The sequence below is a fragment of the Polaribacter sp. IC073 genome, assembly GCF_007997075.1.
GTDB lineage: Bacteria > Bacteroidota > Bacteroidia > Flavobacteriales > Flavobacteriaceae > Polaribacter.
This window is the reverse complement of sequence record NZ_VORS01000002.1, coordinates 16,902-40,361: the sequence shown is the minus strand read 5'-3', so window position 1 is coordinate 40,361 and position 23,460 is coordinate 16,902. Positions and strand designations below refer to the sequence as shown.

The 23,460-nt window shown below is 33.2% G+C and carries 18 protein-coding genes; 11 read left to right on the top strand and 7 right to left on the bottom strand.

Going from position 1 to position 23,460, the window contains the following annotated elements:
- Positions 1 to 20 precede the first annotated feature (20 nt).
- From ES045_RS03035 to ES045_RS03005, 7 genes are all read right to left on the bottom strand, one after another.
- On the bottom strand, positions 21 to 1,055 hold the full coding sequence (locus ES045_RS03035) for a quinone-dependent dihydroorotate dehydrogenase (protein WP_147112223.1): 1,035 nt from the start codon (positions 1,053 to 1,055) through the stop codon (positions 21 to 23).
- A 129-nt stretch (positions 1,056 to 1,184) separates the two neighbouring features.
- Positions 1,185 to 3,611, bottom strand: a complete 2,427-nt coding sequence (gene pheT / locus ES045_RS03030; RefSeq protein ID WP_147112220.1) for a phenylalanine--tRNA ligase subunit beta — start codon at positions 3,609 to 3,611, stop codon at positions 1,185 to 1,187.
- A 277-nt stretch (positions 3,612 to 3,888) separates the two neighbouring features.
- Entirely contained in the window at positions 3,889 to 4,467 is a 579-nt protein-coding gene (locus ES045_RS03025) for a phosphatase PAP2 family protein (protein WP_223267167.1), read from the bottom strand.
- Positions 4,457 to 5,611 carry a peptidylprolyl isomerase gene (locus tag ES045_RS03020; protein ID WP_147112217.1) on the bottom strand — a complete coding sequence of 385 codons (1,155 nt, stop codon included), beginning with the start codon at positions 5,609 to 5,611 and terminating at the stop codon, positions 4,457 to 4,459. Before ES045_RS03020 ends, ES045_RS03025 begins: the two co-directional genes overlap by 11 nt.
- 4 nt (positions 5,612 to 5,615) lie before the next feature.
- Complete coding sequence (locus ES045_RS03015; RefSeq protein WP_147112214.1) at positions 5,616 to 6,344, bottom strand: FKBP-type peptidyl-prolyl cis-trans isomerase; 729 nt, start codon at positions 6,342 to 6,344, stop codon at positions 5,616 to 5,618.
- An 11-nt stretch (positions 6,345 to 6,355) separates the two neighbouring features.
- A complete protein-coding gene (gene gldI, locus ES045_RS03010; RefSeq protein ID WP_147112212.1) occupies positions 6,356 to 6,889 on the bottom strand; it encodes a gliding motility-associated peptidyl-prolyl isomerase GldI in 534 nt (177 codons plus the stop codon).
- Complete coding sequence (locus ES045_RS03005) at positions 6,879 to 7,907, bottom strand: DHH family phosphoesterase (RefSeq protein WP_147112208.1); 1,029 nt, start codon at positions 7,905 to 7,907, stop codon at positions 6,879 to 6,881. The genes gldI and ES045_RS03005 overlap by 11 nt, the downstream gene beginning before the upstream one ends.
- Before the next feature lie 152 nt (positions 7,908 to 8,059).
- On the opposite strand from ES045_RS03005, the gene ES045_RS03000 reads away from it, so the two are divergent.
- The 11 genes from ES045_RS03000 (at position 8,060) to ES045_RS02955 (ending at position 23,437) form a co-directional block, all read left to right on the top strand.
- A complete protein-coding gene (locus ES045_RS03000) occupies positions 8,060 to 9,019 on the top strand; it encodes an alkaline phosphatase D family protein (RefSeq protein ID WP_147112206.1) in 960 nt (319 codons plus the stop codon).
- Positions 9,020 to 9,070: 51 nt separating this feature from the next.
- Positions 9,071 to 9,490 carry a nucleoside-diphosphate kinase gene (locus tag ES045_RS02995; protein WP_147112203.1) on the top strand — a complete coding sequence of 140 codons (420 nt, stop codon included), beginning with the start codon at positions 9,071 to 9,073 and terminating at the stop codon, positions 9,488 to 9,490.
- A gap of 266 nt (positions 9,491 to 9,756) precedes the next feature.
- Positions 9,757 to 11,658, top strand: coding sequence for a BspA family leucine-rich repeat surface protein (locus ES045_RS02990; protein WP_147112201.1), 1,902 nt, complete (start codon positions 9,757 to 9,759; stop codon positions 11,656 to 11,658).
- Positions 11,659 to 11,981: 323 nt separating this feature from the next.
- The gene (locus tag ES045_RS02985) at positions 11,982 to 16,280 is read left to right on the top strand and encodes a BspA family leucine-rich repeat surface protein (RefSeq protein ID WP_147112198.1); all 4,299 of its coding nucleotides are present in this window, start codon (positions 11,982 to 11,984) and stop codon (positions 16,278 to 16,280) included.
- 26 nt (positions 16,281 to 16,306) lie between these two features.
- Entirely contained in the window at positions 16,307 to 16,486 is a 180-nt protein-coding gene (locus tag ES045_RS02980; RefSeq protein WP_147112196.1) for a hypothetical protein, read from the top strand.
- A gap of 132 nt (positions 16,487 to 16,618) precedes the next feature.
- Positions 16,619 to 18,160 carry a T9SS type A sorting domain-containing protein gene (locus ES045_RS02975; RefSeq protein ID WP_147112194.1) on the top strand — a complete coding sequence of 514 codons (1,542 nt, stop codon included), beginning with the start codon at positions 16,619 to 16,621 and terminating at the stop codon, positions 18,158 to 18,160.
- A 9-nt stretch (positions 18,161 to 18,169) separates the two neighbouring features.
- Complete coding sequence (locus ES045_RS16305) at positions 18,170 to 18,340, top strand: hypothetical protein (protein ID WP_189663015.1); 171 nt, start codon at positions 18,170 to 18,172, stop codon at positions 18,338 to 18,340.
- A gap of 46 nt (positions 18,341 to 18,386) precedes the next feature.
- Complete coding sequence (locus ES045_RS02970; RefSeq protein WP_147112192.1) at positions 18,387 to 19,754, top strand: fibronectin type III domain-containing protein; 1,368 nt, start codon at positions 18,387 to 18,389, stop codon at positions 19,752 to 19,754.
- A 51-nt stretch (positions 19,755 to 19,805) separates the two neighbouring features.
- Entirely contained in the window at positions 19,806 to 20,210 is a 405-nt protein-coding gene (locus tag ES045_RS02965; RefSeq protein WP_147112189.1) for a hypothetical protein, read from the top strand.
- A gap of 21 nt (positions 20,211 to 20,231) precedes the next feature.
- A complete protein-coding gene (locus ES045_RS02960) occupies positions 20,232 to 23,231 on the top strand; it encodes an FG-GAP-like repeat-containing protein (RefSeq protein ID WP_147112188.1) in 3,000 nt (999 codons plus the stop codon).
- Between the two features lie 26 nt (positions 23,232 to 23,257).
- On the top strand, positions 23,258 to 23,437 hold the full coding sequence (locus ES045_RS02955; RefSeq protein WP_147112185.1) for a hypothetical protein: 180 nt from the start codon (positions 23,258 to 23,260) through the stop codon (positions 23,435 to 23,437).
- Positions 23,438 to 23,460 lie beyond the last annotated feature (23 nt).

The window sequence follows — 23,460 nt, the reverse complement described above, 5'->3', positions numbered from 1 at the left end:
CAACAACCTAAATTATTCTATCAAGAATTCTTAAGAAGTGCCTTGTTAATTTTCTTAATCAAACTGGGTCCTTCATAAATAAAACCTGTATAAATTTGGACTAAATCTGCACCTGCTTCAATTTTTGCTAAAGCGTCTTCTGCAGAATGAATACCTCCTACTCCAATAATTGGAAAAGATTTATTAGAGGTGTCCGCTAAATATTTAATGACTTCGGTACTTTGATTTCGTATTGGCTGCCCACTAACACCACCGTTTCCTATTTGCTGCAACCGTTCTTTTGAAACTTTTAAATTGTCTCTTGTGGTAGATGTATTTGAAGCAATAACACCTTCTATTTTAGTTTCTGCAACCAAGGCTATAATTTCATCTAACTGAGCATTGTTTAAATCTGGTGCAATCTTTAATAAAATTGGTTTCTTTATTTTAAAATGATTGTTCTCTTTTTGACATGCTGTAATTAACGCTACCAAATATTCTTTGTCATTTAATTTTGCGTGACTCCCAACATTCGGACAACTAACATTTAATACAAAATAATCTACAAATGGGTGTAATTCTTTAAAAACTGCTAAGTAATCTTGCGTATAATCTGCTGGTGCTGTGTCTGTATTTTTACCAATATTACCTCCAATAATTACTTTATGCTTGTTCTTTTTTAAGTTTTTAATCGCCTCTTCTACACCATCATTATTAAAACCCATTCGGTTAATAATTCCTTGATCATCTTTTAAACGGAACAATCTTTTCTTCGGATTACCGACTTGTCCTTTTGGAGTTACTGTACCAATTTCTATAAAACCGAATCCGAAATTTGCCAACTCATTATATAAAACGGCATTTTTATCAAATCCTGCAGCTAAACCAACCGGATTTCTAAAAGTTAATCCGAATAAAGTACGCTCTAACTTTTTATCGTTTATTTGATATAGGTTTCTAAAAATTGAAGCTACAAAAGGAATTTTACATAAAAACCGAATCAGTGAAAACGTAAAATAATGAACCTTTTCTGGATCAAATAAAAATAAAATAGGACGGATTAATAATTTATACATAATTAGAATTTATAAGGTCGAGCGCAATCGAAACCTAAAAGTAGTTTTTAAATTTTAATAACCTCTCGACTGCGTTCAAAGAGACTTTATTGGTTATAAAAAAAGCCCCAAATAAATGGAGCTTTTAAATTATCTTAAAACAGCATCTAAATTCTTTTCGAATGTTTGCTGTAATTTTTGCATTATTTTATCAATCTGCTTGTCTGCCAAGGTTTTAGTTTCATCTTGAATTAAAAAACTAACAGCATATGATTTCTTACCTTCTGGTAGTTTGTCTCCTTCATACACATCAAATAAGTCTACTTCTTTTAACAAACTTTTTTCAGATTGAAAAGCCAAGTTATAGATTTCTTTAAATTCTATTTTTTGATCTAACAATAGTGCTAAGTCTCTTTTTACAGCAGGAAATTTTGGTAAACCAGCTACTTTTATGTTTTTATTACCAGTCAATTTTAAAATAGTATCCCAATTAAAATCTGCGAATAAAACCTCTTGTTTAATTCCGAATTCTTTTAACAAACTGTTCTTAACAACGCCAAATTCTACCAATTTCATTTTTCCCAAACTCAACGTAATTCCTTCAGAAAAAACATCTTGTTTTGTGGGTGTTGTTTTTAATTTATCGATTCCTAACCTGCTTAAAACATTGGTAATAATTCCTTTTAAATAAAAGAAATCTGAAGTTTTATTTTCATTTTTCCAATTATCACCTGTTCTGTTACCCGTTACAAATAAAGTTAAATGCTTGTCTTCTTGGTATTTTTCATTGTATTTATGATAGGTTTTACCAAACTCATAAAATTTTAATGACTTATTTTTTCTATTAATGTTGTAGGAAATAGATTCTAAACCACTAAATAACAAAGACTGTCGCAGAACTTTTAAATCGTTGCTTAACGGGTTTAGCATTGCTACATTTGCTTCTTCATTGATGTTCTCTGACAATGTTGCATAGGCAGGTTTTGTCAAAGAATTTGCCATGGTTTCATTAAAACCTAAGGCAGTTAATTGATTTGCAACAATATTTTCAATCTTAGTATCTTTATTAGAATCTAAAGAAATAGACGTATTTAATTTATGAGAAAACTCAATATTATTATATCCATAAACCCTTAAAATTTCTTCGATAATATCTGCTTCACGCTGAACATCTGTTCTATAAGAAGGGATCGTTAAACCTAAACCTCCTTCTGTTTCGCTATTAATTTTAATTTCTAAGGAAGCTAAAATTTTCTTAATCGTGTCTTTCGGAAGTTCCTGACCAATTAATCTGTATGAATTTTTGTACGAAAGAAAAACTTGATAATCTTCAATTCTCTCTGGATAGAAATCAGAAATATCAGAACCCATTTTTCCACCAGCATATTCTTTAATTAATAAAGCAGCACGTTTTAAGGCGTATTCTGTCATATTAATATCAATTCCTCTTTCAAAACGAAAAGAGGCATCGGTGTTTAGTGCATGCCTTTTAGCTGTTTTCCTAACAGATACAGGATTAAAATAAGCACTTTCTAAAAATATTGATGAGGTATGTTCTGTTACTCCAGATTTACTTCCTCCAAAAACTCCTGCAATACAAAGCGGATTCGAATCTGCATCACAAATCATAATGTCTTCCGAAGATAGTTCTCTTTCGATAGCATCTAAAGTTGTAAACTTAGTCCCTTCTTCTAATGTTTTTACAAGAATTTTATTTCCTTTAATTTTTTGAGCATCAAAAGCATGTAAAGGTTGTCCTAATTCATGCAGTACATAATTTGTAATATCTACAATGTTGTTTTTTGGTGTTAAACCAATTGCTTTCAATCTATTTTGAATCCATTCTGGCGAATCTTTTATAGTAACATCTGTAATTGTAATTCCGCAATACCTTGGTGCCAATTCTTTCTTTTCAACTTCAACATCAAAACGCAAGGTTCTTTCATCTACATGAAAATCGCTTACAGAAGGAGAAATTAACTCTAAATTAATGTCTTGCTGCATTAAACCTGCACGCAAATCTCTGGCAACCCCAAAATGGCTCATGGCATCAGATCTATTAGGTGTTAGTCCAATTTCAAAAATCTCATCCATTTCTATATTAAAAACTTCTGCAGCAGTAGTACCTACGGTTAAGTCTTCATCAAGAATCATAATACCATCATGACTAGAACCTAGACCTAATTCATCTTCGGCACATATCATTCCGTGGCTTTCTTCTCCTCTAATTTTTCCTTTTTTAATTTTAAAGCCTTCACCTTTATCATCGTATAAAGTTGTACCTATTGTTGCAACAGGCACTTTCTGGCCAGCAGCAACATTTGGCGCCCCACAAACAATTTGTACAGGTTCACCAGCCCCTAAATCTACCGTTGTAATCTTAAGTCTGTCTGCGTTTGGGTGTTGTATACAGGTTAAGACTTTACCTATAACAATACCTTTTAAGCTTCCTTTAATAGACTCTTTGATTTCAATACCTTCTACTTCTAAACCTAAATCGGTTAATAATTCACCTGTTTTTACAGCATCCCAGTCTGTTTGTAAAAATTGCTTTAACCAATTGTATGAAATTTTCATATACTTCTTTTGATATTTTCAACGGCAAATTTACTGATTTTTATGGTTTTTAGAGTCCCTTTTTTAAGTTAAAAACACAAGTTTGTTTTTAATAAACAAAGAAAATTGTTCCCTTGAATACAAACAAGATTTTCTTCACTCTTTAGATTTACTTCTATTTAAAATGATCATTAAAAAATTTCTGTTTTTCAATTTTTTCATTTCTGTAAAAGAGCTAAAGAAAACTAGTTCATAAATTATAATAACTACGCCGAATAAGTTAAAAGTGAAGTGCTTACTATTTTATAGTAGGAAATATTTTTTTATCAACCTTTTTGAAAAGATAATAATAAATAGTTGCAAAAAGTGTTCCTATAATAATTCCTACAAAAATATCTATAGGAAAATGTACGCCTAAATACAATCTACTGTAAGCAAATATTAAAGGAAATAATAATATGAAGTAAATATATTTGTATTTTTCTCTTAATAAAAGTACAACAAAAACAGAGAAAAAAGTTGATGTTGTTGCATGACCAGACGTAAAACTAAAACTCTGCGGTTTTATAAAGGTTCTTAATGAATATTTTATATCAAAATCGTTATTAGGTCTTAATCTTTCTACAGAATTCTTTATTAAGTTGGTAAATTGGTCTGAGAAAGCTACTAGAATAATCATGGCAAGTATCATAAAACCACCTCTTTTCCATCCAAAAGATTTTATCACTAAAAAAATAATGAAAATAAATAAGGGTGCCCAATTAAATTGATGCGTAATTGCCAACCAAAATGCGTCCCAATTTTCGTTTCCTAAATTGTTTAAGAAAATAAGTAATTCTTTATCTTTTTGAATAATGTCTAACAAATTATTTGCCAATTTTTAAGATTTCTATATCAAAAACTAAATCTGATTTTGCTGGGAATGGTCCGAATTTTTGATCTCCAAAACCAATAGTATAAGGAATAAATAATCTAGATCTCTCTCCTTCTCTCATCGATAAAACACCTTCTTTTAAACCACTTATCATGGGTCTTGCATCATCATTTAAATCAAAAACAATGGGTTTGCCAATATCTTCTGAAGATTGCATTCTTTTACCATCTGCAATGTACAACGTATAGTTTGCAGTAACTGTTTTAGAAGCTAAAACTCTTTTACCTTTCGTTTCTTTTATTTTTAAAATTCGCAAACCTGTACCTGTTTTTATAGCTTTAGATTCTTCTTTTTCTAATAAAAAAATTTTCTTAGCTTCTAGGTATTTAGCATATCTTTTTTCTTCAACTTTGTTTTCTTCTTTAACTTTATCTTCTTGAGATTTGTTAAAACTTGCTACTTCGGTATCAAAAACTTCTGCTGCATTAAAATCTTCTGCTTTAGAACCTATTCTAATAATATTTACGGTATTTATAGTATCATTTTGTGATATTTTAAAAACAACAGCCATTCTAGTAGAATCAATTGCATTTTTTAACAGCAAAGAATCTATGTAATTTTTCTGTAATTTTTTTAATTGAAAAGGGTTTACAATCGTTTTACCAAAAACACTATGCTTACCATTTAAATGTGGTATGCCTCTATGGGTTATAAAAAACTGACTATTATTTGTTTTTGGCCCTCCGTTTGCCATCGAAAGAATTCCTTGGTCATCATGTGTGTAAGTAAGTTTTCCGTTTGCTGTTCTAGGAAATTCGTCACCAAAAACATAGCCTGTACTTTTTCTTCCTTCCGAAGTAAAACCACCACCTTGAATTACAAAGTTAGAAACTACTCTATGAAAAATAATTCCTTCATAAAAGTTTTTTCCTTTTAAAGAATCTAACAATTCACTGTGTGTACCCTCAACTAAAGCAACAAAATTTGCTACAGTTTTAGGTACATCATCAGCATATAATTCTAACAAAATATTTCCTTTATTGGTTTCAATTTCTGCGTACAAACCTTCCTTTAAGTCTTTATACTTTTTTGGTGTACAAGAAATAAATACTGCAAATACTATGGAAACAAAGAAAATATTTTTCATCTTTTTATTTTATAACTTCTAATAATTCAATTTCAAAAATTAAAGTAGAAAAAGGTTTAATTTCTGCACTTTTTTGTTGCGGTCCGTAAGCCAATTCTTGAGGGATAAAAAACTTGTATTTTGCTCCTTCATTCATTAATTGCACACCTTCAGTCCAACCTTTAATTACTTGGTTTAAACCAAATTCAGAAGGTGTTCCTCTTTCAACAGAGCTATCAAAAACTTTTCCTTCTATGTTTGTACCGTGGTAATGTACTTTTACTCTAGAAGTTGGTCCTGCTGGTTTTTCCCCCGAACCTTCTTTAAGTACAATATATTGTATGCCACTTTCTGTAGTTTTTACACCTTCTTTAGATTTGTTGGCTGCTAAAAATGCTTCACCTGCTTTTTTATTTTCACCAAACTTAGCTTCTGCTGCTTTTGCTGCTTTCTCTTGCTGCTCTATCATTTGAGCTTGCTGTTTCTTTTGAAAATAAGAGCTTAAAATTTTTTGAATATCTTTTGTTTCTATTAATAAATTAGTAGAATCTAAACCGTTTCTAATACCTTGACTTAAAACATCTTTATCAACTTCACTAAAAGTAGATTTTAATTGACCAGACATACTTAGGCCTACTGCATAACTTACAGAATCTAATTCTGTATCTAAAGATTTTACTTCTTTCACTTGGTTTCCGCAAGAAAACATTGTTACTGTTATTGCTGCTACTGCTAAATTTTTTACAATTCTCATTTTTAATTAATTTATTTAATATTTAATAACGTTACTCTACTCTTTATTGTTTTGTTAATTCCTATTTTATTTCCATCACCGGAAATACCAAAAGCATTGTAAGACGGAAAGACAAATGTAATTGTTTCTCCTATTTTCATCAACTTTATTCCTTTCTGAATTCCAGCTATAAAATCTTCTTTGTCTACTTTGTAGTTTTTTGTTCCTAAGACTTCTTTACTGTATATAATAGTATTATTTAAATCTCTAATATCATACTGCAATTCAACAATATCACCTATTTTAGGCATTGCTAAATCTGCTTCAACTTTAGTTATATACGTGTACCAAAAACCGTTAGAAGACGTTTTGTACTCGTTGCTAGTGTCTTTTTTAATAAACGCTATAATTTCATTTTTTTCTAATTGAAATAATCTTTTGGTCGTTTCAATATTATCTTGAAAAATAGTAGTTGAAGGTTTTGGGTTGATTGGTCTTCTAGGTTTAGAAGTAGTACAACTTACTAAAAATAAAATTCCGAAAATTAAATAGCAACTATGCTTCATAAGAGTTATTTAATTCGGTTGTATAGCTTGGTAAAAGTTCTTTAAAGAATGTAGTCGATTCCTCTAAAGAGCCATCGAACCTGCCTCCTGCTGCATTGTCATGACCACCACCATTAAAGTGTTTTCTAGAAAATTCATTTACAGAAAAATTACCTTTAGATCTAAAAGATATTTTTATCATACTTTGTTCTGTATCTTCAATAAAAATAGCTGCAAAAATAATTCCTTTTAAAGAAAGCGCATAATTAACAACACCTTCTGTATCTCCTTTTTGAAAATCGAACTTCTTTTTTTCTGCTTCTGTTAACGTAATAAAAGCTGTTTTGTATGCTGGTAAAATTTGCAAATTGCTAAGTGCTTGTCCTAACAACAGCAACCTTCCGTAAGAATTTGAATCGTACACATTGTTATGAATCTTATTGTTCTCTGCGCCTTTATCAATTAAATCTGCAATAATTCTGTGTGTTGTACTAGTAGTAGATCGAAATCTAAAAGAACCTGTATCTGTCATAATACCCGTGTACAAACACGTTGCAATATCAGCATCAATTAAATCTAAATCATTATTCATTTCAATAAACTGATACACCATCTGGCAAGTAGAACAAATTTCTACATCAGAATACATATATTTTACATCGTCTGGTTGTTGATGATGATCTATCATTGCAAAATCATTCGGATATTTTTCGAGCGTCTTTTGCATGTCATGACCAACTCTGTGCAACGCATTAAAATCTAATAGAAAAATAATTTCTGATGCATTTATTGCCTTTTTAGATTGACTATTTTGCCAATCGAAACGATAAGTGTTCTCTGAACCTGGCAACCAGTGTAAAAATTCTGGATACTCATTTGGCACCACAACAGTAGCTTTATGACCTTTTTTTGACATATAATATTGCAAGCCTAAAGTAGCTCCCATTGCATCTCCATCTGGGTTTCTGTGCCCAATTATTACAATATTCCTTGGTTTTTTAAGAAATAATTTTAAATCGTCAAATCCTTTTAAAATCATAGTTTGCGAATATACAATTTAATAATAGTGTTCAAAATAAATTTCGCTTTACATTTGTAGTAATCTTAAACCATTTAGTCTTGAAGAATCTTATAAAAATTATCTGTTTCATCCTTCCAATTATTTTAACTTCTTGTACAAGTTCTAAAAGAATGAAATTTAATAAAAAAACTGATTTCACCATTGCTTTTGGCTCTTGCAGTAAACAAAATATAGAAAATATTTTATGGAAAGAAATCAAAAAGAATAAACCAGACTTGTGGGTTTGGGGTGGAGATAATATTTATTCTGATACCCATGACATGAATAAATTAAGAAAAGATTACGAAACTTTAAGAAACCAGAAAGGATATTTAGAATTGGTAAACAATTTACCAATAATGGCTACTTGGGACGATCATGATTACGGCAAGAACGATAGCGGTGTTGAGTCTCCTGTAAAAGAAGAAGCACAAGAATTATTTTTAGATTTTTTAAATATTGATAAAAATAGCCCTAGAAGAAGTCAAGAAGGCATTTATCATTCAGAAATTTTTAACACAGCAAAAGGAAGTATAAAAGTAATTGTTTTAGACACCAGATATTTTAGAACAGCATTAACCAGATCTTCAAAAAATAAAAAGAGATTTACACCAAATACGTACGGAAACGGAACTGTTTTAGGTAAAACTCAATGGCAATGGCTTACAAATGAATTAAATAATTCTAAAGCAGATTTTAATATTATTGTAAGTAGTATTCAAGTTTTAGCTGCCGAACATGGTTTTGAAACTTGGGGGAATTTCCCTCATGAAGTTGCTAAATTAAAAACAACTATTACTAAAAGTAACGCTAAAGGTGTTTTACTACTTTCTGGTGACAGACATATTTCAGAATTTTCTAAAACGGATGTTACAGGTCTTTCTTTTCCAATCATAGATTTTACTTCTAGCGGATTAACGCATTCTTACAAAGGTTTTACTTCAGAAAAAAACCAATACAGAGTACAAAATGTTATTTCTAAAATTAGCTTTGGTATCTTAAAATTTGATTTTAAAGCCCATAAAATCACAATGCAGATGCGAGGTAAAAATAATAAGCTATTACAAGAATTATCTCAAACTTACCCATAATTTATTGTTAATATAAAAAAGTGTACTTTTGCAAAAAATATAAAAAATACAATGGCAACAAATAGAACATTTACAATGCTTAAACCAGATGCTGTAGAAAACGGACATACTGGTGCAATTTTAGACAAAATTAACGCTGCAGGATTTAGAATTGTAGCTTTAAAGAAAACACAAATGACAAAAGCAGATGCTGAAACTTTTTATGCGGTGCATAATGAGCGTCCGTTTTTTGGTGAATTAGTAGAATTCATGACACGTGGACCAATAGTAGCTGCAATCTTAGAAAAAGACAATGCTGTAGAAGATTTTAGAACTTTAATTGGTGCTACAAACCCTGCGGATGCTGCGGAAGGAACAATTAGAAAAATGTTTGCAACTTCTATGGGAGAAAATGCTGTACATGGTTCTGATTCTGATGAAAATGCACAAATTGAAGGAAACTTTCACTTTTCTGGAAGAGAGCAATTTTAAGGATTTTTAATTCTTAGTTTACCATATATTTAAAAACTCACAACCTAATTGTTGTGAGTTTTTTTTTATTTAAAATTTTAAAGAGTAAAGTTTAAAAATTACATTCTAGTCTTCTTTCTTATAACTTTTACACTATTTTATCTTTTAAAAATAAAATGATGCCTTTCCGAATTAAAAAAAGTTATCGGTTTTTTAAGGCTCATAAAGAATATTCGCCTTACGTTTGTTATTAGAAATTCTCATAAGTACTTTTTTTCTTAAAATATATGCCCCTAAAATATTTAATATTTATAGTCGTTTTTACTTACTCTCTTTTTACAACCAATGCACAAAATAATAACTTTACGTCTTCTTGGAATATACCGAAGGGCACTTTTGAGCTGCCTCTAAAAGAGTACACAAATATTACAATTCATTGGGGAGACGGCAGCGCTACAACCCATAAAAACGGCGTTTTCCCAACACACACTTACAAAGTATCTGGCAGCTATAACATTAAAATTGGTGTAAATGATGCAGCCAAAGATATTGGAAGCATGTTTCTAAACGGGAATCATCCTTCTAGAACGATGCTTTTAGATATTTCTAATTGGGGCGAAGGAATATGGAATTCTTTTTTTGGCGCTTTTTTTGGAGCCAACTACTTAACAGTCTCCGCAACAGATGAACCAAACCTTTCTAAAACAACTTCGATGTTTAGAGCATTCCAAAATTGTTCTTCTTTAGTCGGAACAACTTTTAAGAATTGGGACGTAAGCACCATAACAAACATGAGGTATCTATTTGCAGGTGGCAGTAAATACAAGAATATTAATAATTTTATGATTTTTAACGGAGATGTTTCTGGCTGGAACACCGCCAATGTTGCCAATATGCGCGGAATGTTTGGTAACTGCATCGCCTTTGATGTTGGTGGAACTCAAAGTTTAAATAATTGGAATACTGCTGCGGTTACTGATATGCAATTTATGTTTTCAGTTGATGTTATAGATGTTTTATTTAAAGTAAATGTTTCAAGCTGGAATACAGCTAACGTTACTAATATGATGGCTATGTTTCAGGGTAGAGCGGCATTTAATTGTGACATAAGTAATTGGAGTACTCAGAAAGTAACGGATATGTCATACATGTTTTTTGAGGCGTCGGCATTCAATAAAAATATTAATAGAAACGGTAATTCCTGGAATACAGCTGCGGTAACTAATATGTATAGAATGTTTTATAGCGCCCACTCATTTAATGGAGATATAACAAATTGGAATACGACTTCTTTACTTAATACAGAGTCCATGTTTGAAAATGCCTTTACTTTTAACCAAAATATCCGAAGAGATGGAGATATTTGGAATACGGCTGAAGTAACTAATATGAAATGGATGTTTTATTATGCGGAAGCTTTTAATGGGGATATAACAAACTGGAATACCGCTAAAGTTACCGACATGGAACTGATGTTTTATGGAGCCAAAGCCTTTAAAGAAAAACTTGAGATAGTTTCTAATAGTTGGGACATGAAAAGGGTTAGAATTAAGGAAGTAAATAACAATCTTTTTCCATACAAAGGAGAAAATTTAAATAAAAAAAGTACTACGTTCATTTTTAAAGAATATCTAAATTATGTGCTAGTATTCGTCTTCATCCTTATAATTAGTATTCTTTATCTATTTCGAAAAAAAATATTATCAAAATATAAAAAAAATAGCCAGTATGTTTTTAGTGATTTAATTTTAACAAAAACCTGGTCAATTTCACCTTTAAATGCTGATTTATCAGAAATTGAAGCAAAAATATCCGAGCGTTACACTAAAAATGAAATAATTAAAGTGTTTCATCTATTTGAGCAAAACATATTTAAAGACAATATATTTGAAAAAAAAGGGGTCAACGTTAAAGAGTTTTCAAGAGTAACAGGTGTTCCATTAACGCATTGTTTTTATTTGTTAAAGTTTCATATTACTAGTCCTAGTTTTACAAAATTTAAAAATTATTCAAGAATTGAAGTTGCCGTTAAATTAATTGAAAATAGTTATTTGGTTAAAGGAACTTTTGAATCTTTATCTGTAGAAGTAGGGTTTGAATCTTATAGTACTTTTTACAATTCCTTTAAAATACACACATCATTAACTCCAAGCGAATATGTACGTTTAAACAAAATAGAGCTTACATAAAAATTCAAATTAAGTCAATTAACGCTTTTGCTTTTTCTGCTATCAAATAATTATATACTTGTTGTCGAAGCAATTTTTAACTTTAATAGATAGAATAAAACAAAACCACTTAATATTTAGCAGCATTTTTTCTATATTCATTTCTATAACACAAGAATTTCAAAATTTTTTAGCAGTATAAAATAAGTGAAGGCTATCCATTTCTTTTTTTATCTCTTTTTATACTTGTTGAAAACTCAATATATCTTTTGAAAACCCAATAGTGCACATAAAGTATTTTTTTTAGGGCTTAAATCCCGCTAGTTTAGCAAAAAGCCCTCATCATGAAAAGAATACTTCAACTACTATTTCTAGTTGCTATTTTAATTAATTCAACCTTAAATGCAAAAACAACAGTTTCAAAAACTTTAAGTTTTACCAAAGAAAACAAGTTTTACCATCTAGAAAGTGAGTCTATTAAAATTGATGAAGCAAAAGAAACTTCTATTTTAATAGCATTGCCATTTATTACAACTTGGGAAACAACTTCCCCAAACGAAGTGGTAAAAATACCCTTGTCTGGTTCTTATACTATAGACTGGGGAGACGGAACAACTGAATCTTTAACCGATACTGCAGAACACACCTATACAACAGCAGGAAGCTACGATGTTTCTATTAATGGCGCCGCCACTAAAATAGATTTTAAAAGCCTACCACACTCTAAAGATAAAATAAAAGACATTAAACAATGGGGAGATATTACTTGGGGAGCAGACTTAAGTTTTGCTTTCCAGGCATGTACCAAATTAAATAGTACAGCAACAGACGCGCCTAATTTAAATAATGTTACCAATATGAAAGGTATGTTTAACGCTGCTTCCGCATTTAATGGAGATCTATCGTCTTGGGATGTAAGTAGCGTTACCAATATGTCATTTATGTTTTTTAAAGCCACAGTATTCAATCAAGATATCTCTTCTTGGAATTTTAGTGCTGTTAACAATCTCTTCCTTTTCCTTGAAGACGCAACAAGCGTATCAACAAGAAATTATGATAAACTTTTAAGAGCCTGGGATGCGATTGCTCTTTCTTTACCTTCGGATGTAAATATAGGAAATGTCTCAACTTTAAAACATTGTACAGGTGCAAAGGCGAGAGCAACATTGGTAGGTAAAAAAGGATGGATCATTGATGATGGTGGTTTAGACTTCTCTTCTTCTTCCGCATTTATTACCACTTGGGAAACAACCTCCTCAAACGAAGAAGTACAAATACCTATGTCTGGCACCTCTACAGTAGATTGGGGAGACAAGACAAAACCTACTGAAGAAACGGGTGTCGCAACACATACTTATAAAGCAGCAGGAAGCTACAATGTCTCTATTAATGGAGAAGCTACAAGAATAGATTTTGAAAGTTTACCCCACTCTAAAGATAAAATTAAAGATATTAAACAATGGGGAGATCTTGATTGGGAAGCAAATTTAACGGGTGCTTTCTTTGAATGCACACAATTAAACAGTACCGCTACAGATGCACCTAATTTAAGTAAGGTTACCCTTATGACCAGTATGTTTTGGGGTGCTACAACATTTAATGCAGATCTTTCTTCTTGGGATGTGAGTACTGTTACAGATATGGCTCAAATGTTTCGTTTAGCTCCTGCATTTAATGGAGATATCTCTTCTTGGAACGTAAGTAAAGTTACCAGCATGTTCGCCATGTTTGACAAAGCAACTGTTTTTAATAGAGATATATCTTCTTGGGATGTGGGCGCAGTTACCTCTATGCAATATATGTTTGAGGGTGCTACAAAATTTAATGCAGATATTTCTTCTTGGAACGTAAGTAAGGTTGTTTATATGCACTATATGTTTCAAGATGCTACAAAATTTAATGCAGATATTTCTTCTTGGGATGTGAGTAAGGTTATTCGCATGCACTATATGTTTAATAATGCTTCCTCATTTAATAGAAACCTTGCTACTACAGCTAATTCTTGGGATGTTAGTAAGGTAACAAATATGAGCAGCATGTTTAGTGGTGCTTCCGTATTTAATGGAAATATCGCTTCCTGGGACGTAAGTAAGGTAACGAACATGAACAGAATATTTTATGAAGCTTCAGCATTCAATCAAGATATTTCTTCTTGGAATGTAAGCGTGGTTACCGATATGAGCAGGATGTTTCAAGACGCTTCTGTATTCAATGCAACTATTTCTTCTTGGGATGTGAGTGCGGTTACCGATATGCAATTCATGTTTCATAAAGCCTCCGCATTTAATGCTGATATTTCTTCTTGGAATGTGAGCAATGTTACCAATATGAGTAATATGTTTCATAAAGCCTCTGTATTTAATAGAGATTTATCTGCCTCTTCTACTGCTTGGAATGTTAGTAAAGTAACTAATATGAGTTATATGTTTCAAGATGCATCCATTTTTAATGGAGATATTTCTTCTTGGGATGTAAGTAAAGTTAACAATATGCAATGGATGTTTAGAGGAGCTTCCGCATTCAATCAGGATATTTCTTCTTGGAAAGTGAGTGATGTTATAAAGATGGAAGTTATGTTTTATGAAGCTTCAGCATTCAATCAAGATATTTCTTCTTGGAATGTTAGTAATGTTAATAATATGAGTTATATGTTTTTTGGAGCTTCCGCATTCAACCAAGATCTCTCTTCTTGGGATGTTAGTAATGTTACTAATATGTCTCTAATGTTTTACCAAGCTTCAGCATTTAATGGAAATATTTCTTCTTGGGATGTTGGTAATGTTACCAATATGTTTGGCATGCTTGCATCAAATTCAGCATTCAATCAAGACCTCTCTTCTTGGGATTATAGTGCTGTTACCAGTCTGAACGCATTCATTCAAGAAGCTACAAACTTATCAACAAAGAATTATGACAAACTTTTAATAGCTTGGGCTTCCAATGCTTCTTTACTTAATAATGTAAACTTAGGAAACGTGTCTACCTTAAAACATTGTGCAGGAAAAACGGCCAAAGCAACATTAGTAGCAAAAGGTTGGACTATTGGTGATGGAGGTTTGTCTACAAACTGTAATACTTGGTCTGGAACAACAGATACAGATTGGGCAACAGCAAGTAACTGGAGTTCGGGCGCAATACCAACAGCTGCAAACGCTGTTGTAATTCCTAATACGACAAAAAAACCTGTAATTGATGCAAGTACTATTGCGTTATCCAAAGATGTAACCATCCTAAAAGAAGCTACATTAACAGTTAATTCTCCCGGCGGACTTACTATAAGTGGTAACCTTAATCAAAACGGAACTTTTACTATAAATTCTGGTGGTTCTCTTAAAGTAAACGGAACTTCTACAGGAACTGTAATTTATAATAGAAATTTATCAACTACAAATTGGTATTTAGTGGCTTCCCCTTTTGCGGGCGAAACTATAGAAAACTTAAGAACGAATAACAGTCTTGCTGCCGGTAGTGATACCAATATTGGTTTAGCAAGTTATAATAATACATTAAACTCTAATAGATGGATATATCAAAATACGTCTTCTACAGGTAACATAAATGTTGGGCAAGGATATTCTGTAAAATTAGCAACTGCAGGTAATCTTTCTTTTTCAGGAACTTTAAATACGGTTAGCAAAATAAGTACAATAACACAAGCATCAAGTAATTTTAATTTAGTTGGAAATCCGTTTACTGCCTATTTAAATCTTGGTGATTTCTTTGCCGATAATGTTACTGATGGTATTTTATCCGAAGCTTCTGCCTGGTTTTGGGATCAAAGTTCTCGTGAATACGAGACAAAAACTTCTGGAGTAGATGGCAATTTTGAAATTGCGCCAGCACAAGCATTCTTTTTAAGTGCGGGTAGTGCATCAGCAGTTGCAACTTTTGATATTGCAGACATCACACATCAAAAAACAGATAACTTTCAAAAACAAGCGGATACAAGACCTCAAATTAAATTATTTGTAAAAGAAGGCAAGAACACCAAATACACACGTATTTTCTATATAGAAGGAACTACTACTAGTTTTGACAATGGGTATGATGGAACTATTTTTGGAGGTGCCAATAATTCTTTTCAACTATACACACATCTAGTAGCAAATAATAATAATAGCGGCCAAAAGTTAGGTGTACAAGTGTTGCCAAACTCAGATTATGAAAACATGCTTATTCCTTTAGGCTTAAAAGCCGATGCTGGAAAAAAAGTTACCTTTTCTTCGGAATCTTTAAACCTTCCTAATGGTATTAAATTATTCTTAGAAGACAAAGAAACGAACACATTTACACGTTTAGATCAAGTTGGTACTAACTATTCTTTTACTCCAAAAATCACTCTAAACGGAACTGGTAGATTTTATCTGCACACTTCAAATAGCGCTTTAAGTGTTAACGAAACGAGTGTCTTAAAAAATATTACAGTTTATAAATTGAATCCTGATACTTTAAGAATAACTGGGTTGCCAATAGGTACATCTTCTATAAAACTATTTAACCTTCTTGGTAAACACGTTTTAAATACTTCTTTTGAGTCCAACGGATCTTACAATGCGACTTTACCTAAAAGAACTGCTGGAGTTTATATCATTCAAATTGAAAATGAAGCAAGTAAACTGATTAAAAAAATAATCTTAGAATAAAACCCAAGACTTACAGACAAACCATCATGAAGAAAAAAATAAGACAGTCAGAAAATAATGTGGAAGAAATTACGCGTAAAGACGCCATTAAAAAGATAGGAAGTTATGGCAAGTATGCAGCATTAACTGCTTTGGGTACGTATCTAATTCTTAATCCTCAAAAAGCACAAGCTACAAGCCCCGAAGCTCCTGGAAAAGACTTTTAAATTTGATTGCATCCTAAATTCTTGAAATTTTTATTTTTTTGAGATGTACGCATAATAAAGAAAAACTATAAATTTATGTTTAAACACACCCTTATTCTAACCTTTTTGTGATCAAATAAAATTAACACAATTATGAAATTAAAAATAGTATACATTCTTTTATTTTTCCCCTTTGTTTTATTGGGGCAAAATTTAACAGTTGCCAGTGGTGGCAGCATTACGATACCCAAAGATAGTTATGTTTTTGTTGGCGGTAATTTCACCAACACCGCAGGCACAGTTACTTTAAATTCTGATTCGGATGAATTTTCGTCGTTATTGGCAAGTGGTGTTACCTCTGGTAATATTACCTATAATCGCTATGTAAATAGAGTGGGTGCTGGAGAGTGGGATTTAATAGGTGCGCCAGTATCTGGTATGGCATTTACTTCTCTAATAACAGATATCAATATTGCAACAAACGGAAGTTTTTACGCAGTAGGTTCTTATGACAATACCTTAGATACTTGGACAAACGTTACTAATATAATCACGGGTAATTTAGCATTAGGGCAAGGATACCAAATGGCAACCACAAGTGGTGGCACACTCTCTTTTACAGGAACTATTGCCAACGGAGACCAAACTGTTGCCATAAACAATAACGATGCAGCAAATTTAGGTGCAGGAAGGCGTTGGAATTTAATTGCCAATCCATTTGCGTCCTATCTTAATGGAAATAGTAATGCTGATGGAACTAACAATTTTTTAACGGTCAATACAGCAGCAATAGACGATAATTTTGAGGCTATCTATGGTTGGAAAGCTGATGGAACAGGATATGAAATTTATAACAATACAAGCACAGCCGCGCACATAGCTCCGGGGCAAGGTTTTTTTGTAGCCGCTGCAGGAAGTGGAGCGGATCAAACAATCACTTTTACCAAAGCCATGCAAACACTTACAGGAGTTGATGATTTTGTTACCGCAAAATCTGCTGGAACAAGTTACGAATTGGTTTTAGACATGCATAGTGATGCCGTTAAAGTGGCAGACACTAAATTTTATTTTAAAGAAGGATTGACTTTAGGGTTAGATCCAGGGTATGATGCAGGTGCATTCAACCAATCTTCAGGTTTCAGCTCAAGACTTTTAGAGCAAGACAACGGTGTTGGTATGGGTATCAATGCGATGCCTATAGAGGCTATAAGTAATGTAATAGTTCCTCTTTCGATAGACCAAGAAGCGGGTATTTCTCTTAAAATTCAAATAGCGAATAGTACGATGCCAGAGGATGTTAATGTGTATTTAGAAGACACAATAGACAACACGTTTACACTTCTTACCAATGAGAGTTTTGAGCTCTTAACGCAAACAACCTTAAGTGGTGTGGGTCGGTTTTTCCTTCACTTTACTGCAAGTACCCTTTCTACAGATACAGTAAGCAGTAGCTCATTATTAACCGCATATAAAGGAAAAGGAAACGCCTATATCTCTGTAGAAGGATTACAGCAGTTCTCAGAGCCAGCATTGCTTACTCTTTACAATGTATTAGGGATGAAAATACTTTCAAAAAACATCCAAAACCCTTCACAGAAAGAGATGCTTTCTACAGTAGGGATGAAGACCGGAGTCTATATCCTAAAAGTGCAGGCAGCAAACATTGTTTTCACTAAAAAATTAATAATAGAATAAGAACACTTTATGAAAAAAACAGAAAACACACCTGCCGGTACCAATGATATCAGTAGAAAAGAGGCCGTAAAGAAAATGGGCAAATATGCTGCATTAACAGCTATGGGCACATTTATGATTCTAAGTCCTAAAAAGGCACAAGCGACATCTGCACCTCCGGCGCCTGGTAGTAATTGGTAATAAAACAACGACTAAAAGATAAAACAAACTATTAAAAAATAAACCAATGAAACAAATATTTATATTTATAGCGGCAGTATTAGTAACTACAGCAACGTATGCCCAAGTGGGTATAGGCACAGCAACACCAGACGCTTCAGCAGCCTTAGACATTACTTCTACTACAAAAGGGTTATTAATACCAAGAATGTCCAATGCACAGCGTTTAGTTATTGCAAGCCCAGTTGCAGGGTTACAGGTCTTTGTTACAGATTTTGATGGAGGTAGATTTATGTTTTATGACGGGACAGAATGGGGTACACTTTCTTTTACAGAGAAACGTCCAGAAGCTCCCGCAATTACAGAGGTGGTATCAAGTATCGCACAAGCTACCGTTTCATTTACACCTCCATCAAGTGATGGAGGATCTGCAATAACCTCTTACACGGCAACGTCAACTCCAGGAGATTTAACTGGCACTGTAAGTCAAGCAGTTGGTGGTGATGTCACAGTAACAGGTTTAACCAATGATACCGCGTATACCTTTACAGTTACGGCTACCAATGCCATAGGTACAAGTGTTGCTAGTGCTACTTCAAGTCCAGTAACACCAGAGGCAGTAGCACCTTCTTCCCCAGCAATTTCAGAAGTGGTATCAGGTAACGCACAAGCTACCGTTTCCTTCACAGCACCATCAAGTAATGGGGGTTCTGCAATAACCTCTTACACGGCAACCTCAAGTCCAGGAGGTTTTACAGAAACAGTAAGCCAAGCAGGAAGTGGTACTATAACAGTAACAGGTCTTACCAATGGCACAGCCTATACCTTTACAGTTACCGCAACCAGCAGCATTGGAACAAGTTTGGCAAGTGCTGTTTCAAATGCAGTGACACCATGGTCGCCGTCGCCGTCAGGGCCTGTAACTTACACCATACTAGATGAATATACAGACCGAAAACCATCAGGAACTAGTTACACTAACCTTACATATTATAATCAATACATTGATGCAGGATCAATTGATGACTCTCCATTTGTTATCACAAAGCAAACAGCGCATGAAGGCGGAATTTTATTTTATGGTACTACAGAATTAAATTCAAGAAATTCAGAAAATACTTTTCGACTTAATGCTAGTACTGGCAATTTTGATTTTATTTCGTTTAATCTTAGTGATTTGGAATCAAATATAGATTACGGTACTGAAAGTATGACAACACTTCCAAGAATAACGCTAACCTCAAGTTCTGGATCAACGGTAACCTATGAAGCTACAGTTGATACTTATTTAAATCCAGGTGGATCTACTTATTATAGGTATATGTTTATGGAGAGTGGAGTTAAATCATTAAACTGGGATAACGTTGAATGGGTAGATATTAAAACACAATATTCAAAAGCTAAAACAAAAGATTTCATTCTGAAAAGACTGTAAGGGTTGTTTTTAAAAAAGTGTTACTGTATAGATACAATTAAAAAAAAACTAATGAAACATATATTTACATTTTTAGCGGCAGTATTAGTAACTGCAGCAACGTATGCCCAAGTGGGTATAGGCACAGCAACACCAGACGCTTCAGCAGCCTTAGACATTACTTCTACTACAAAAGGGTTATTAATACCAAGAATGACTAATGTGCAGCGTTTAGCTATTGCAAGCCCAGTTGCAGGGTTACAGGTCTATGTTACAGATTTTGATGGAGGTAGATTTATGTTTTATGACGGAACAGAATGGGGTACACTTTCTTTTACAGAAAAACGCCCTGACGCTCCCGCAATTTCAACAGTTAAACCTGGTGACGCACAAGCTACCGTTTCATTTACAGCTCCAACAAGTATTAGGTCTTGGTGTTTGTCATTCATTTCAAAACCCTCGATGACCAAATATTAATACACAAATATCAAATAATATATGAATACAATTACCTCTTTTCTTAAAGCATCTCTTGTGGTCTCTTTTTTTTGCACCCTATCTTTACAAGCACAATTTACATTCGACTCCAGCTCACCCGCAGCTGTGGCAAATAATATCGCTTTAGATGCGAACATTACCTTAAATTTTAGTGATAATACAAAAGCTACTAGTATTACGGCAACAAACATTCGTATTACAGGAAGATATACCGGTAGTATTGCGGGCGCCTTTTCTGGTGGTGGCACCAAAACTGTTGTATTTAACCCAACCACTAACTTTAAACCCGGCGAAGTAATTACGGTAACGCTTACGGCCGCTGTCTTAAACAGCACAGATGCTGTTTTAACAAACCCTACAAGTTTTAGTTTTACCACTAAAAGTGCGTTAAGTTCTTTTACACCCTCTTGGACTAAGAGCTTCGTTGAAGATATTCCTCAATACGTTACTGATGGGCCAGAGGGCACACTTTTTAGCATAACAGCCGACATAGATGGAGATGGAGATATGGATATTGTATCTTGTAATTTTTGGACTACTGAGTTAACTTTTCATAAAAACGATGGCAATGCAAACCCTAGTTTTACCTCTATAACTATATCAGAAGATAATGCGGGCGTAAAACCAATGGTTATTTTTGCGGCTGATATGGATGGAGATGGTGATTTAGATATTGTTACTGCAAATGGAGGTAATGGTCCTGTTATTATATCAGTAAGAGTGCATTTCAACCTTGCGGGTGATGGTTCTAAGTGGTCATGGGGTAGCGGTGGTACTGGAAGGAGAGGAGATTCTTATCTTTATTTTAAGCCTTCTGTTTTTGTAGCTGACATGAATAATGACGGCAAAATGGATATTATTGTTTCAAGTCAAGGTCAAAATCTTAATAGTAGAGGAGGACTCAAGTTGTATATACGTAAACCAGAGACGGCTTATAGATGGGAAAAAGTGAAAGATATTGAAACATCAGGTATAAATGGTTTTTTTGTCGCCGATATGGATAATGATGGTGATATGGATATTATTAGGGGAGGAAATGGAACTGTTTGGCATGAAAATGATGGCAGTTCAGATCCAAGTTTTACTAAAAGAAAAATTACAGATATAGGTGCGGACAATGTTTTTGCCGCCGATATGGATAATGACAATCATATAGATATTATTACAGTTAGTGGAGACCGTATCCGTTGGTATAAAAATGATGGGCTTGAAGACCCAACCTTTACCGCTGCAAATATTAATAGATTGGGCTACAAGACTATTTCTGCAGCAGATATTAACAATGACGGCCATATGGACATTCTTTCGGGTAAATCTTGGCATCTAAATGATGGGAATGCAAATCCGTCTTGGACTGCCGCACAATTTAGAAATGGTACAAATGACATAAGGTCTATTTCTGCCGCTGATATGGATGGCGATGGAGACATGGATATTCTTGCTACTTCGTATGACGATGAGAAAATATATTGGTATGAAAATAGCATCACCAATACTTGGGATGGTAGTGCTGGAAATGCTTGGGGTACGGGTGAAAATTGGGATACGGGTGTAATTCCAACAACCGTAGCACCTTTTGAAAAGATTGTAATTCCGGGTAATTTAACTAATTACCCAACAGCAGCTAATGCGGTAGTAGTTACTTCTGTGGATATGACTTCGGGTAGTTCTTTAATTGCTTCAAATACATTTTCGGGAGAAATCAACTATAAGCGGAGTATAGGGAGTACTAATTGGCAATTTATTTCTTCGCCTGTTAGCGGGCAAGATATTGACGCTTTTATAGGAGCGCAAAGTGTGGCTGCTGGTACTGATGACAATAGAGGTTTATCAGATTATAACAATACTACAGAAGCGTTTACTTATTGGCAAGCAGGAACTACCAATTCTGGAAATTTTGTTTTAGGCGATGGGCGCGCAATTAAACTATCAGAAACCGAAGACATTACTTTTACAGGCACTCTTTCTACTGAAAAAGTAGACATTGCAATAACATCAAACACAAACGGCTTTAACTTAATTGGCAACCCGTATCCTTCTTATATTGCTGCAAATACAGGTGCAGATGCAGTTAACAATCTTTTAACAATAAATGATGTAGATAATGATTTTTTAACTGAAGCTACATTGTGGTTATGGAACCAATCTAACGAATCTTACACAACCAAAAACTTAGCTTCTGCAGCTTTTTTTATTGCGCCTGGGCAAGGTTTTTTTGTAAGTGCTAATGGCGATAAAACGTTCCGTTTTACAGAAGCAATGCAAAGCCATCAAGGCACAGATACCTTCCTGAAAACAAACAACAACAGACCAGAAATAAAAGTATCAATATCTAACGGAACCGTTTTAAAACATGCAGAAATCTATTATATAGCAGGAACCACAACCAGTTTTGACAACGGATATGACAGTTCTATTTTTGGGGGAGCCAATCAAGATTTTAGTATTTATACGCATGCTGTTGCAAATAGTACGGGTAGAAAACTAGGAATTCAATCGTTACCAAACTCAAATTATGAAAGCATGGTAATTCCCATTGGTATAACAACTGCTGCCGATATAGAAATTACTTTTTCTATAGAAACTTTAAACTTACCAAAAGGTCTTAAAGTGTATGTAGAAGATAGAGAGAACAATACTTTTACGCAATTAGATGAGCTTCATAAAACGTACTCTTTTACAGCTACAAAAGCGCTAAATGGAACAGGTCGTTTTTACGTACACACCTCAAGTAATGCTTTAAGTTTAGAAGACTCCAAAAGTATCTCTAAAAAAATCACTACTTATCAATTAGATAAAAATACTTTAAGAGTAACAGGATTGATAGATGGAGAGTCTTCATTAAAACTCTTTAATTTACTTGGTAAAGAAGTTTTAAATACCACTTTTAATTCTAACGGAACTTACAATGTCTTTTTACCTAAAAGAGCAGTTGGTGTATACATCGTAAAAATTGAAAGTAAAAATAATAAACTTACCCAAAAAATAATTTTAGAATAACCCCCAAATCTTAAAGTTAACAGCACATGAAGACTTCTACAAAAAACACTCAAAATAAAGAGCAAGAAATTACGCGTAAAGACGCCATTAAAAAGATAGGAAGTTATGGCAAGTATGCAGCATTAACTGCTTTGGGTACGTATCTAATTCTTAATCCACAAAAAGCACAAGCTGCAAGCCCAGAAGCTCCTGGAAAAAACTTTTAAATTTGATTGCATCCTAAATTCTT